The sequence below is a fragment of the uncultured Selenomonas sp. genome (assembly GCF_963528755.1).
Lineage (GTDB): Bacteria > Bacillota > Negativicutes > Selenomonadales > Selenomonadaceae > Selenomonas.
The window spans coordinates 284,940-298,549 of sequence record NZ_CAURXA010000003.1; the positions used below are offsets into that span (position 1 = coordinate 284,940).

Genomic DNA, 13,610 nt, shown 5'->3' on the forward strand with positions numbered 1-13,610 from the left:
CTCTTTTCTTTGTCTGGGCGGGACGCCGCATATGCATCTTCGCCTACTTTCGATTATAACTTTTACTTATTATTATCTATATCATACCATACCATAGAATTTTATGCACGTCATGTTTTTACATTTTCATGATTTTGAACAAAGCACAATATGGATGTGAAGAACCATGCCTGAAGTAAGCGTGAAGGAAGCCGTCCGCTTCTATGTGAAACAACTGAAGCTGCCAACCTTTGCCCACCTGGAGGAAACCGCTGGAAAGTTCCGCACAGGCGACAGTCTCGAATCCTTCGTCCTCGCGCTGATGAAGAGGGAATATGATGCCAGACAAGACAAGACAAGAAAAGACACGGCAACGCCGTTTGAAGAGGGCACACTTTCCCTTGCACAAGACGCTGGAAGAATTCGATCTCGCGCGGCTGCAGCACATCCAACCGGAATTTGTCAAGCAGCTGGCCAGCTGCACCTACATTGACCGGCACGAGAACCTCGTGCTGATGGGCAATCCCGGCACCGGCAAGACTCACCTGATGACAGCGCTCGGCATAAAGGCCTGCCTGCTCGGCTACAAGGTGCAGTTCGCCAATGCAGCGACGTTGGCAAGCGAGTTGAAAGAGGCTCGTGACGGCTACCAGCTGCGCCGCTTGGAAAAAGGCATTGCGGCGAACGATTTGCTGCTTATAGACGAGCTCAGCTATGCGCGGTTCAACCAAGAAGAATCCGAGCTTCTCTTCAAGGTGATCTCCGAACGCTCGGAGAGAGCGAGCACGATCATCACGACGAATCTTGTGTTTTCCAAATGGACGGAGATGTTTGCAAGCGATACGCTTGTGGCGGCATTGGTAGATCGGTTGACCTACCGTTCACATATACTCAACACGAATGGTGAATCTTACCGTTTGTCGAGCGGGCAGAACCATCAGAATAGTTCTCTGATGGCTCAATGATTCACGATCACATAGCTCACTTTTTCATGATCAAAAGTGGCTCAAAATTTCGTGATCAACTGGCTCACTTTTTCATTGACATTCACAATGTTCCTTATGTCTTCTCATAATTCACTTATCCTTAATCTTTATCAATGTTGCTAAATGCTCTCTATTTTCTTGGCGAGATCTTTTTACATATCCTAATTTATCACATATATACTCAATTTTCTGGGCAAAAATATCTACGTTCAATCTTGACATATATAAATTACCATCAGCCTCCCTAAAACTTAAATGCCAAACTTGTTCATCATCTAAAGGATGTTCAGGACGGAAATCATAAATATTAAATATTTTATGCTCCATTTGCGTTATCCATGCTGCACCAACCTCCATCAAAGCTCCCCACGAGTTTTTTGTATTATGACTCGTAACAAAAATAACGTATATTTTTTGGGTAGAATAACTATTGACAAAGAAATCCCGCAAATAATTATATATTCCGCTTTTTCCTATATCCCCCTCTGGAATACGCGATATTTCATCATCACAATTTGTATAAATTATATCTTCACTTGGCACATTATTAAATAATAACATATTATAAATAATATCTGCTAAATCTTTATCTTTATATGTTTGACTGATCAACAATTTTTTCTTTTGGGAATCCACTATACTTTTAATTCCTATATCCAGACCATTTGTATTAATTTCATTCCAAAGTATTTTTTCAATTTCAGCAGCTCGTTTATCATTGATTCCTAACCGAAGAGAAATCTTCTGAGTAGCTTTTTTTGCAGTATTAGTCCGAAAAAGATCTACAGCGTTTTTAAAAACAGCTTCATTTTGACGTTGTTTCTCTAGTCTTCTCTCCTTTTTCTTTTCTTTCCCCAGAGACACAAATACCTCACGCATTTTCAAAATATCTGGGAGTAACCTTGCCTTAACATAACCTAGAACCGTCTGATAACGAAGATCATCCGTTTTATATCCCTGTCGATTGCTCAAAGCCATGTCTGGTAACTCGGTCGACTCAAAAATATCAACATGCAGTTGTCCCACAACATAGACTTCATTCAATTTATTTTGTCCAACAGCAGGAAGTATATTGAATTCCCCTACTTTTTGATGAGCATATAGCGAAATGAAATTATCAGGGAAATCTGTCATTTCCACTTTCCTACCTCGTGTAGAAATATATGTTCCAATCCATCCTTTAATCTCAACATCATATGTATGTCTAACACCACCCTGATCCCTCATATCAATAGTCTGAATTACTGAAGGCATCGTCTTACAAAGCTTATCTCGTTCCCTTTTATAAGGTGTTTTAAAATAATCATTTAAATATCCAAACTCTTTTCCCAAAGTTATTAATGTAGCAAGTTCTGATATCATCTCCTTATCAAAACTCTCAATTACTTCTTCTTTATCTTCTTGAATCACATGAATCCTAAACTCCTCATTAACTAATGGAAATATTTTCAATAAATTCCGTTTGATTGTTTTCAACGTACTATGAAGTTTATACTGCGGTTCCTGCATAATAATAGAAGTACCATTTGCAAATACTTTCTCAAAAAAAATCTGTTCATCCTTAAGAGGTGTAAGTAAATTATCAGCATTTATATGACGAGATAATATAAAACCCGACTTCTCCCCATTGGCTATCGTTTTAATAAGGACATTTTTTGCGACTGATAATGCCGCTAATTTGCCTACCCCTTTGCGTCCCATCTTTCTTCTTTTCTTAGGTGTTATAGACTCAGCTTCAGTATTTCTAGACACTGCTGCTACATTGAGATACTTTTGAATATCTCCACCAGAGTACGACATTCCACTTCCATCATCTTCAACAATAATACAATCATCTTTAATAATAATATATACATTACTAGCATCTGCATCATAGGCATTGGCAATTAATTCTGCCAATACATAATAAATATTTGTATACAAACTAGGCCCTAACAATTCTAAAATACGCGGATCAATATTAAGTTTATATTCTCTCTCTGTCATTTGTAATCATCTCTTCTTTTCCTATTTAGATAAACTATTAATTATACTTTCCCCTATTACTTCTCCCAATCGTGGTGGCACAGCATTTCCTATATGCCGTGCAATTTCTCTTATAGAAACTTTGGCATCAACAGACACAAATTGGTAATTAGGAGGAAATGATTGTAAAATAGCTCCTTCGCGTAAAGTAATTGCACGATCCTGTTCTGGATGCCCAAACCTGCCTGTTCCATAACCAAAAAATTGAGTTGTAATAGTAGGAGATAAATCATCCCACTTCATTCTACCATATACAGATGCATAAGTCTTTCCACTCTCCTTTTTATGACAGTTCAAAACTAATCTTTCAGGCCAATCATGCCATGTACCACCAGGAACAGAGTGTTGTATACGCTCCAAATTTATAGGAGATAAGCTCGGCGAAATATGAAGCTTATCATTTGTATTGATCTCCCCAGCAGCAATCTTAGGTAAACTACCAATAGCCTCTCTGACCAATAAGGGCTTTTGATGTGTTTTAGAAATAAGTTTAATTTTTTGTCTATATGCCGCAAGTAAAATCAATCGCTTTCTCCGTTGCGGCACACCATAATTTGCAGCATTGACCACTTGGTAATTCACAATATAGTCCAATCGTTCTAATGTAGAAACAAAATCCTTAAAAACACTTTCCTTTTCCAATTCAGGAACATTTTCCATTGAAACTATATGTGGTTGGACTTCTTCTATCAGTCTACCAAATTGATATAATAACTTCCAGTTCTTATGTTTAGAACGATGTTTTTTATCTTTCTGATGACTTGAAAACGGCTGACAAGGCGCACATCCAACAAGTATTTTAATATCAGCGCCTCGCAAAAAATACTCTATTTCTTTCTTTGTAACATCTTCAATATTTTTATGAATAAATGTACATTTATTATTATAAGTATATGCATATGCACAAGAATCATCCACATCAATGCCTGCAATAACTGGTATTCCGACTTTCTTCAACCCATAAGTAAGACCTCCTACACCACAAAATAAATCAACAGCTTTAATTTTCATCATTTATAACCCTCCCTTTCCACTATATTCAAAGCATAGAGCAATTATAGCACTACCCTCACTCTAACACATCAAACAATTTTGGCTAAAACATATGTACTACAGAAGTATAATCAAAATCCAATTAGGGAACCGAGTGTGTCAAGTCGTTTGTGTAAATAAATTTTCAACAGGGCTTGTCATAGCACTTGATCAGCTTTGCCATCCGCTCATCCATCAACAGTTGGTTGCGCACGAGTGCCCAGTTTGGTATCTTGCACCCATCCCACTTCGCATAAAGCGCCTGTACCCGCAAATATAGTAGCTTGAACACCGCATCCTCGTTGGGGAAAGAGCCTTTCTTTGTGACTTTACGGAAGCTGGAGTTTACGCTCTCGATCGTGTTCGTCGTGTACATGATCTTGTGCACAGCACTGCCGTAAGAGAACAGCTGCTCGACATGCGTAAAATTGTTCTTCCATACCGCCACAGCGCCGGGATATCCCGCCCAGTCCTAGCAGAACTGCTCGAATCGCTCACGTGCCTGCTTGACGTTCACCGCGCCATAGATGGCTTTGAGCTCTTTCGTGAAGCGCCCCCATTCCTTGCGTGGAATATAGCGAATGGAGTTGCGGATGAGATGCACGATGCACCGCTGCATGACCACTTGAGGGAAGATTGCTTTGGCGCCGTCTTCGAGCCCTGTCACACCATCCATGGAGAGGAAGCCGATTTCCTTCAGACCGCGTGCTTTGAGCTCGTCGAAAATCTGCATCCAGGCATGCTTACTCTCGACCTCGTTGATCCAAAGCCCCAGCACGTCCTTGCAGCCTTCCGTATATCATACGCTAGGATAACGTGCACGGCAGACTGCTGGACGCCGCGCTCTGTGCGCAGTGAGACGTACAGGCAGTCGACGAATACGAAAGGATAGCAGGGCTTCAACGGACGGCGCTGCCAATCGTTGACTTCTTCCAATATGCAGTCTGTGATATGGGAGATTTGTTCGTGCGACATCTTGAAACCATAGATATCCTCCACCGTAGAAGCAATGTCACGCTGACTCATACCGCGCCCATAGAGGGCGAGGATCTTGCCCTCTATGGAGGAGACATCGCGCTGGTGTTTCTTGACAATTTGCGGCTCGAAAGAACCTTGGCGGTCACGCGGCACACGGATGGGGATTTCGCCCAGTGTGGTTTTGAGCGTCTTCTCGGAATAGCCGTTGCGGGCATTGTCGCTGGAATCGGTGCGTGCATGGCTGGCATAGCCGAGATGGTTCTGCCTCTCTCTTACTACGCCTCCCCCCACACAATCTTATCCTCCGCATCGATATCCTCGCCCGTCTGGATCTCCATCACCTTCAGCAGCGTTTCCGCGCGAATCGTATGAAACGACCCTCTCGGAATCCTTACCGTCTGCCCCTCGGCCACTGCAAACTCATTGCCGTCGAGCTTCACCCAGCCGCGCCCCTCGATCACCGTCCACGTTTCATCGCGGCGCTCGTGCAAATGATAGGTGAGTGCACGTCCTGGACTGAGCGTGATCTTGATCGTCAAACTCGCCGTCTCCGCATCGACAATCTGGAACTCGCCCCATGACTTTTCCGTATACATCACCGGCGTATGAAGTCGCTCTGCATAGGGCTTCATTGCGCTGGATCGCTCCTTGTCCGAAACGAGGATACCCTCCGGACTCGCTGCCACTACGACATCCTTCAGTCCCATGCAAAGGATGGGTATTGGCAACGTATTCACGACATGAGCATTCCTGCAAGTCTCATCCATCGTGACACGCCCAATCGTATGCTCCGGCATCACCTCGGCAAGTGTATTCCATGTGCCTATGTCAAGCCAAGTGCCACTGTAGCGCTGAACTGCAATATTTTTCTCTTTCTCGACCACAGCATAATCAAAGCTGATCTTGGAAAGTTCCTCATAGCGATTGAAAAGATCCTCGTAATCCGTATAATCCAGCAACTCACGAGCCTTATCGAGTGCATAGCCAAGCTTGAATGCGAAGATGCCGCTATTCCACAAGGCGCCCTGCTCGATGTATTCTGCAGCTTTCTCCTTATTTGGCTTCTCTTTGAACGACTGCACCATGCTCTGCTGCTCTTGCGACACAGGCATGATATAGCCATACTTCTCGCTCGGATACGTCGGTTCTATTCCCATCAAAATGAGATTCGCAGAACCTTCCCTCTCAGATTCCTGAAGTAACTGCACAACGGCACGAAAATATCCCTCATCGACATAAGGATCGGCAGGACAAATCGCCACAGCCTCATCAAGCGGAACACCGCGCACCTCATGCAAATAGGCGGAGACCAACGCTATCGCAGGAAACGTATCACGCCGGCACGGCTCTACCGAAATGTTCACACCAGAACCAAGCTGACGGCGAATCAACGAGACTTGCTCGCAACCTGTCGCAACAGTGATGGGCGTATCAGGTGCAGCGGCCTGCACCTGACGGCAGACACGCTGAATCATCGATTCCAGCGTCCCATCTTCCCGTCTCAAAATACGAAGAAATTGTTTGGAATAAAGATCATTGGAAAGCGGCCACAAACGCTTTCCTGCTCCGCCGGAAAGTAAGACAATCTGCATATCTGTCCTCGCTTTCATATGCTGAAATACGGGAAACCTCCACAGAGGCTTCCCGTATTCTTCATTTTACCATGACGCCCCAAGAGGCCAAGCCGAAGGCGCAGACCGATCGGCTAGGCTTCTGTAAGGCGTGAGAACATATGTACAGCGTGCCGCCTTGATGAAACTGTTGCAGGAAACGGGCGCGAAGCAACGCATGTCGCTTCGCGTGACGGCTGAACATATGTCCTGAAAGTTATACCCTATCTTGCAAAAACTCTTTAATTGTCGCCACGATCTTATCCAACTGCTCCCTGTTCAATCCATGATGACAGCCCACATAAAGACCATAATGATCCAACCACTGAGCAACAGGGTACTCTCCCTCGATATTACCAAACAACTTTTTATAAACCGGCTGATTCAGCAGCGGAAGCATCGGACGAGTCTCAATATTGTTCTTCTCCAAGAAATGCGTAAACTCATCGCGCGTGAAAGGAGCGTCTTTCTTTATGACAATCGGATACATCATAAATGAGTGATCGACATAATCCGGATATTCGGGAAGCTGCAGATACTTCTCTGTTCCCTGTAAACCCTCGCTGAGATAATGCGCGTTCTCCTTGCGCGTGTTCATGATATGATCGCGATTTTCCAGCTGGCCAAGCCCCAACGCGCCTTCCAGTTCCCCAATGCGATAGCTATATCCCATACGAACCATCATGAAGCGTTTATCCATTTCCGTCTGCATGCGCAATTTGCAGACCTGCCTGGGATCAGATGCCAAGCAAGTCTCACAAGTGCAGGCACGTCCATGTGCGATGAGCGAGCGGGAAATTTCCGTCAACGTAAGATTATTCGTCGTGATGACGCCACCAATTCCCGTCGTGATCGTATGTGCAACATACGTACTGAATGCTGCCATATCACCGAAACTGCCGATTTTTTTCCCCTTGTAGGTTGCAAAATGTGCTTCTGCACAGTCTTCCAAAACACGCAAACCATGCTTTTCCGCCACAGCCATGATTGCATCCATCTCACACGGCTGTCCGAATGTATGCACTGGAATCGTTGCGACCGTCCGATTCGTGATGCGTTCTTCCATTTTAGAAGCATCCATGTTATAAGAAATCGGATCTACATCCACAAATACAGGCTTCAAACCTGCATGAATACACGCATTCGATGTTGCAATGAAAGTAATCGCCGGAACGAGAACTTCGCTGCCGTCTTCCCAGCCATAGACTTCTTTCATTGCCTCCAAGCAAACATGCAAGGCGGATGTTCCACTATTGCAGGCAACACCATACTTTTGGTCATGAAGCCGTGCGAACTCTTTCTCGAACTTGTGAACCATCTTTCCTTGCGAAAGCCGCCCGGAATCTAAAGCCTCATTCACATAACGCTTCTCAGCATCACTGACATACGCATATCCTACGCCGATCTTTTCCATGTGCTTGCTCCTCCTAAAATTACTACGCAGAAATATATCCTTGCTCGATAAGAAGGTCATATCCCTTTTCCAAGTCTTGAGCAGAAAATTTCTTTCCCTTTATCACCTTCACCTGTTTGATCACATCTTCTCTTCGAGCCTTTCCATGTAACAGAGTAGTCGCTACATAATCTATGGTTGTCAAAGCTTCAAGTTCCATCGGCGTCTTATGATAAAAAGCCCTGCGCACTTCATCTACGAGGGCATCATCCTCTTTCGATAAATGCCTACTCTCCTGATTTTTCATAATAATACGATGTGTTTTCTCTGAAGTATTAATCTCTAAGCAATCCTCATTTTCAAGAATATGAATGGCATGATCAAGCCTGGAGCTGTATGGTCCAAAAAAGTGAATCGAGTACCTCAAATCTAATTGAACACCCTTACGTTCAATCAGATACATGAGTTTTTGCAGCTTCTTTTTCCCAGTCTGCCCGTCTTTACAAATATCAGCGATAAGAAGCATGTACTTTTCAAGGAGTCTCATCACAGCACCTCTTTCTTGTCTGGATCATGCCAATCCTGCACAATTTTCCTTGCCGCCTCAGCAATACTAGGATGCGCGTATATCCGCCTTATCCCAATCTTATTTGATAACGCTCTAATGATATGAGATTCATCAGAAATAGAAACGCGCTTCCTCATTCGTTTATTTACTAAAATAACAGCCTTTTCATCTTCCACGCTCGACTGAACAGGTATTTTATGCGGCATTTTATCTGCCGAAGCATCTTCTATAAAAAGTTTCTTATCAAAATCCTTATAGAGCAATGATTTCATACCTTTATATATTCCCAATGAATCTCCGACCGCATGTGCCGAAGTTTCGTAAACACATGGATATACTGTCCTTTCTACGATATATCGGCAATATGAATCCTTGCCCACCTTCTTGCGACACTCCTGCAACACACGCACATCATCCCATGCCAAATAGTCTCTGACCTTCTGCGGATATCTTCCTCTGGGCAAAATCTTCTTTAATGCCCTTCCCAAAACATAATCAAAATAGCGGCGCGTACGGTGAAAATACACCTCGGTAAACATAAAATACCTTGCCAAAACAAATTCTTCAAAAACCTTCAACCCACCGTAATCGATCGCAAGTCTCGGAATACCATCATTGGCATCAATTGTTAAGGAAGATATTAATCGTTCAAGATCAAATTTCCCATAATTTACGCCACAATATAAAGAATCGCGCAAAAGGTAATCCATCTTGTCGCAATCCAGTTCACCATCCATAAGGCTTTTAAGGAACGTAAACTCTGATTTCTCACCAGGATCTCTTCCTCGATAAATATCACAAATCAAATCCGGCGTTATATCATACTTTTCACCCTTCGTTTTAAATTCTTTTCCAATTGCATGGATGTACTCTGCAATCTCTGTTTCTTTGATAATCTTCTCAGTAAAATCTTCATGTTCAATCCCGTCAGGAAAGACCGATTCTGACGCGTGTGAAAATGGCGCATGCCCAAGATCATGCGTCAAAGCAATAAGACGAAGAATCTGTTCATACCATTCTATTTTCTTGCGCGAAAAACGATACTCCGCTGCTCCATTTTCAACCGCCATGTGAAATGCTCTCGTCACCAAAAACATTACACCCAGCGAATGACCGAAGCGCGTATGCTCTGCACCATGAAACACAAGATTCGTCATAGCGAGCTGCTTGATATGGCGGAGTCGCTGAAACGGAGCGGAATCAATAATCTTCTTCTCTAATGGGCGCACTTCAATAAAGCCATGAACAGGATCACGATACCTCTCCATATATTACACCTCTTATATTAGAGAACCTATTTATCCGCACAGTTGCTTAGGAAATACCGATACGCACGCTCGATTCCATCACGCAAGGATACTTTGTGCTGCCAGCCAAGTTCATGAATACGCGTAGAATCGACCAAACGGCGCGGAGCGCCATCGGGCTTCTCTGTATCATATATCAACTCTCCATGAAAGTCTACAACAGACGCAATCTCTTCTGCCAATTCCTTCATGGAAACTTCTTCGCCGCTGCCTATATTGATATGCCCTTCTTCATCATAATGATCCATAAGAAAGACACACGCATCTGCAAGATCATCCACATAGAGGAACTCGCGTTTCGGGCTTCCCGTCCCCCAAAGAGTAACGGAATCCGCCCCCTCCATTTTTGCCGCATGAAACTTGCGAATCATCGCAGGGATGACATGTGAACCCTGCAAATCGAAGTTGTCATTTTCCCCATAAATATTCGTCGGCATACAACTGATAAACGGGTCACCGTACTGACGATGGAAGAACTTCACCAACTCCAGCGCCGAAATCTTTGCAATAGCATAGCCTTCATTCGTAGGCTCGGGCTTGCCATCCAAAAAGGCCTCTTCACGAAGCGGCTGGTCAGCAAATTTCGGATAAATGCAGGAACTCCCCAAAGCCAAAAGCTTTTTGACGCCGACTTCATGCGCTGCATGGATGATATTCGCATTAATCATCAGATTTACATACAAAAAATCCGCAGGAAACGTACTGTTTGCCTGTATTCCACCAACCTTCGCCGCAGCGATAAATACATAGTCAGGGCGCTCCTGCTCAAAAAAACTCTTTGTCGACTGCTGATCTGTCAAATCAAGTTCACGATGCGTTCTCAACAGCAGATTTTGGTATCCATTCTTTTGCAGATGGCGCACAATAGCCGAACCCACCATCCCTGTATGCCCGGCAACGTAAATCCTATCCGAAATTTCCACTTGCCTACCTCCCGAAAATTTTATTTCACGACACCTATTATCCTTTTTCCCGAAGTTCATCAAGATACCATGTATAGAAAGATTGGATTCCTTCTCGCAATGTATAATGAGGTTTCCAACCCTGTTCTCGCAAATATGCTACCGACATAAGGCGATCATCCGTCTTTTCAGGCTTATCTTCCTGATAATGCAGCGTACCTGTATAACCGACAATTTCTCGAATGATATGAGCCAATTCATCCAGAGAAACAGCCTCCTCTGATGCAATATTAACCGGCAAAACCTCATCATAGTTGCCCATTATATAGATAAGCGCATCCACCAAATCGTCCAAATAGATAAACTGCCGAATACACTTCTTCCCCGTTCCCCATATATCTAACGCAAGTTCTTTTGCGCCTTCCAGCTTCGCCTGGTGCATTTTTTGCAGCAACTCTTCAACCAGAGTGTTCTTGATACGAGAAATATTCTTCGTTCCATACACATGCGTAGGTAAAACAGAGATACATTTACCCCCAGCAATGCCATGATATTGTTTGCACAATTCAAGCCCTGCGATCTTGGCAACAGCGTATGCCTCCATTCCGCCCTGTTGTATAGAGTCTATCGCCGCTGTCTCTTGAAACGGTGAAGAAGTATGGCTGCCGTAAACAGCCCCACTGCCTACATAGAGTAATTTTTTTACATTGTTCTTGACAGCAGAGTTAATCACATTAGCTTGCATCATAAGATTATTGTAAATAACCGCAGCTTTTTCCTGTACAAAATAATCAATAGTACCAAGAGTACCCGCACAATAAAATACGTACTCCGGTTTTTCTTTTTCAAAAAAATCCCATACGCTCTTTTGATCCAACAAATCCAGCGAATCATGTGTTCTTAAAATTACATTTTCATAACCATCCGATTGTAATTTTTTTGCCAAGCCATAGCCAATTTGACCTGTATGTCCAGCTATGTAGATCCTACTATCCTTCTTCATAAACAACTCCTAGTCAGCCTCGAATAATCCACCACGTACAAATCCCCCTAATACCTCTTCAATTCCTTAAATGCTTTTTCGATATCCTCGGGTTTATTGGGCATATAGCCGTGCATCAAAGGCTTGTCATAAAGATACTCCAACCCTTTCCCCTTGATGGTATCAGCAATAACGCAAAGCGGTCTGGATCTGCGGGGCGAACGACTCGCTTTCAGCACAGGGACAAGCTCTTCATACGTATGTCCATCCGCCTCCTGCACATCCCAGTTACAAGCACGCCACTTCTCAACAAACGGCTCCAAGCGTAGCATATGTTCAGTAAAATCTGAGCAACCGAGCGCATTACGATCCACAATAACAACAAGATTACTCAGCCCCTGATGACCGGCAAACATAGCTGCTTCCCAAATAGAGCCCTCGCAACACTCCGCATCGCCAACGAGGCAATATGTATGCCAATCCGCTCGATTCAAACGTGCGCCTAGTGCTAATCCTGCCGACATTCCCAACCCGTGACCGAGAGAACCGCCATAAAAATCGTAACCGGGCAGAAACAGACTCCGAATATACTCGTAGTCGCCTCCAATGCGAATCATATCATCGGTCTGTTCAGGAGACAGATAGCCAATCTCCTCGAAGATAGGAAAAAGCATTCCCGCCCCATGTCCCTTGCTCAGAACAAAGCGATCTCTGCCTCCCCATTCTGGATCGTCTGCTTGGTAACGCAAAACTTCTTTGTAAAGTGTTACTAAGATTTCCGTTGCCGAAAAAGCACTCGTCACATGACCGAATCCCAATCGCGTAAAAATTTCCAAAAACCGTTTCCGCATTTGATAGGACAATGCATACAACGATTCAAATTCGCGTGCTTCAGTCATGATCCATTATCTCCTCAAAGGTCTTTTGCAATCGTTTTCCAAGCGATTTTATATCATATCCCATTTCATCATAAATCGCGCTGCGGTTCATAATGCGCCCTTCCCAATGCTTCGGTTCAACACCCAGAGCACGAATCCGTTTGACGATTCCATATGCAGAAAGAGTCTCCATAATCAGGGAACCCAGCCCCGCGCAAGGCGTCTGATCCTCAAGCGTCACTATACATGAAAACGGCTTCAACCGTTCTGCCAGCAAATCCGTATCCAGAGGGAACGCATAGCAATCAAAGAGGCTAGGAGATTCGCCCTGAATCTTAATCGTGTTGATGCTATTTTTCAGCATAGAAGAAAAATTCCCAGTCGTAATGACGGCAAATCGTTCTGATGCTTGCATCTCAAAAAATCCCTTTTGGAAATCCACCTCACGCTCTTGATAATGCTCTTCCATTAGAAACTTATCAAATCGAACATACATCGGCTGCGAAGCTGCCACCAAGTCACGCGCCGCCGCTTTCGCAATGGCGGTATCGGACGGATTTACCATCTTGATGGAAGGAATCATGCGAACCATTGCAAAATCTTCGAGCGGCATATGCGTATAGCCACATTCTGACGCACACGTCCCTGCATTCAATGCCGCAACCGTAACAGGAATCTTGAGATCGCCCAAGAAGTTGCGCAGCTGATCGTATGCGCGCGTCACAGGAAACGGATTCAACCCGAAAGCAATCACATGCTTCCCACTTAGCGCAAGACCAGACGCAACCGCGATAAGGTTTTGCTCCGCAATACCAACATTAACAAAGCGATGCGGAAATCTGCGCCGGAACTCATCCAAACTCGGCGCACCTAAATCCGCAGATACGATGACAATATCTTCTCCTTTCTCCGTCATCTGATAGACTTCAGAAAAGAATGCATCTCGTACATTCGGCAATCTCATCCCCGT

At 44.1% G+C, this 13,610-nt stretch carries 12 protein-coding genes and 1 pseudogene; 1 reads left to right on the forward strand and 12 read right to left on the reverse strand.

What is annotated here, in order from left to right; all coding sequences use genetic code 11:
• Positions 1-317: 317 nt before the first annotated feature.
• Positions 318-944, forward strand: coding sequence for an IS21-like element helper ATPase IstB (gene istB / locus RWS31_RS05220; protein WP_314596533.1), 627 nt, complete (start codon positions 318-320; stop codon positions 942-944).
• Between the two features lie 111 nt (positions 945-1,055).
• On the opposite strand, the gene RWS31_RS05225 is transcribed toward istB, so the two are convergent.
• The 12 genes and pseudogenes from RWS31_RS05225 to RWS31_RS05275 all read right to left on the reverse strand — a co-directional run bounded on the left by RWS31_RS05225 (position 1,056) and on the right by RWS31_RS05275 (position 13,598).
• A complete protein-coding gene (locus tag RWS31_RS05225) occupies positions 1,056-2,951 on the reverse strand; it encodes an ATP-binding protein (RefSeq protein WP_314596534.1) in 1,896 nt (631 codons plus the stop codon).
• 21 nt (positions 2,952-2,972) lie between these two features.
• Positions 2,973-4,004 (reverse strand): DNA cytosine methyltransferase, encoded by a 1,032-nt coding sequence (locus RWS31_RS05230; RefSeq protein WP_314596535.1) that lies wholly within the window; start codon positions 4,002-4,004, stop codon positions 2,973-2,975.
• 163 nt (positions 4,005-4,167) lie between these two features.
• Positions 4,168-4,800 (reverse strand): annotated as a pseudogene (locus tag RWS31_RS11045) (transposase).
• A complete protein-coding gene (locus tag RWS31_RS11050; protein ID WP_399553737.1) occupies positions 4,719-5,291 on the reverse strand; it encodes a transposase in 573 nt (190 codons plus the stop codon). The pseudogene RWS31_RS11045 and the gene RWS31_RS11050 overlap by 82 nt, the downstream one beginning before the upstream one ends.
• Positions 5,276-6,592: a sugar phosphate nucleotidyltransferase gene (locus RWS31_RS05240; RefSeq protein WP_314596536.1), complete on the reverse strand. Its 1,317-nt coding sequence runs from the start codon at positions 6,590-6,592 to the stop codon at positions 5,276-5,278. Before RWS31_RS05240 ends, RWS31_RS11050 begins: the two co-directional genes overlap by 16 nt.
• A gap of 235 nt (positions 6,593-6,827) precedes the next feature.
• The gene (locus RWS31_RS05245; RefSeq protein WP_314596537.1) at positions 6,828-8,024 is read right to left on the reverse strand and encodes a DegT/DnrJ/EryC1/StrS family aminotransferase; all 1,197 of its coding nucleotides are present in this window, start codon (positions 8,022-8,024) and stop codon (positions 6,828-6,830) included.
• A 22-nt stretch (positions 8,025-8,046) separates the two neighbouring features.
• Positions 8,047-8,550, reverse strand: coding sequence for a hypothetical protein (locus tag RWS31_RS05250; protein WP_314596538.1), 504 nt, complete (start codon positions 8,548-8,550; stop codon positions 8,047-8,049).
• Positions 8,550-9,839: an HD domain-containing protein gene (locus RWS31_RS05255; protein WP_314596539.1), complete on the reverse strand. Its 1,290-nt coding sequence runs from the start codon at positions 9,837-9,839 to the stop codon at positions 8,550-8,552. Before RWS31_RS05255 ends, RWS31_RS05250 begins: the two co-directional genes overlap by 1 nt.
• 26 nt (positions 9,840-9,865) lie before the next feature.
• Positions 9,866-10,801, reverse strand: a complete 936-nt coding sequence (locus RWS31_RS05260; RefSeq protein ID WP_314596540.1) for a GDP-L-fucose synthase — start codon at positions 10,799-10,801, stop codon at positions 9,866-9,868.
• A gap of 37 nt (positions 10,802-10,838) precedes the next feature.
• Positions 10,839-11,783 (reverse strand): NAD-dependent epimerase/dehydratase family protein, encoded by a 945-nt coding sequence (locus RWS31_RS05265; RefSeq protein WP_314596541.1) that lies wholly within the window; start codon positions 11,781-11,783, stop codon positions 10,839-10,841.
• Between the two features lie 47 nt (positions 11,784-11,830).
• On the reverse strand, positions 11,831-12,661 hold the full coding sequence (locus RWS31_RS05270; RefSeq protein WP_294175894.1) for a transketolase: 831 nt from the start codon (positions 12,659-12,661) through the stop codon (positions 11,831-11,833).
• Complete coding sequence (locus tag RWS31_RS05275) at positions 12,654-13,598, reverse strand: hypothetical protein (protein ID WP_314596542.1); 945 nt, start codon at positions 13,596-13,598, stop codon at positions 12,654-12,656. Before RWS31_RS05275 ends, RWS31_RS05270 begins: the two co-directional genes overlap by 8 nt.
• Positions 13,599-13,610 lie beyond the last annotated feature (12 nt).

What these genes read in the sequence shown, in the direction of transcription:
- RWS31_RS05270 (WP_294175894.1), bottom strand. Translation starts at nt 12,661, where the DNA reads ATGACTGAAGCACGCGAATTTGAATCGTTGTATGCATTGTCCTATCAA.
- RWS31_RS05225 (WP_314596534.1), bottom strand. Translation starts at nt 2,951, where the DNA reads ATGACAGAGAGAGAATATAAACTTAATATTGATCCGCGTATTTTAGAA.
- RWS31_RS05230 (WP_314596535.1), bottom strand. Translation starts at nt 4,004, where the DNA reads ATGATGAAAATTAAAGCTGTTGATTTATTTTGTGGTGTAGGAGGTCTT.
- RWS31_RS05250 (WP_314596538.1), bottom strand. Translation starts at nt 8,550, where the DNA reads ATGAGACTCCTTGAAAAGTACATGCTTCTTATCGCTGATATTTGTAAA.
- RWS31_RS05240 (WP_314596536.1), bottom strand. Translation starts at nt 6,592, where the DNA reads ATGCAGATTGTCTTACTTTCCGGCGGAGCAGGAAAGCGTTTGTGGCCG.
- istB (WP_314596533.1), top strand. Translation starts at nt 318, where the DNA reads ATGCCAGACAAGACAAGACAAGAAAAGACACGGCAACGCCGTTTGAAG.
- RWS31_RS05265 (WP_314596541.1), bottom strand. Translation starts at nt 11,783, where the DNA reads ATGAAGAAGGATAGTAGGATCTACATAGCTGGACATACAGGTCAAATT.
- RWS31_RS05255 (WP_314596539.1), bottom strand. Translation starts at nt 9,839, where the DNA reads ATGGAGAGGTATCGTGATCCTGTTCATGGCTTTATTGAAGTGCGCCCA.
- RWS31_RS05245 (WP_314596537.1), bottom strand. Translation starts at nt 8,024, where the DNA reads ATGGAAAAGATCGGCGTAGGATATGCGTATGTCAGTGATGCTGAGAAG.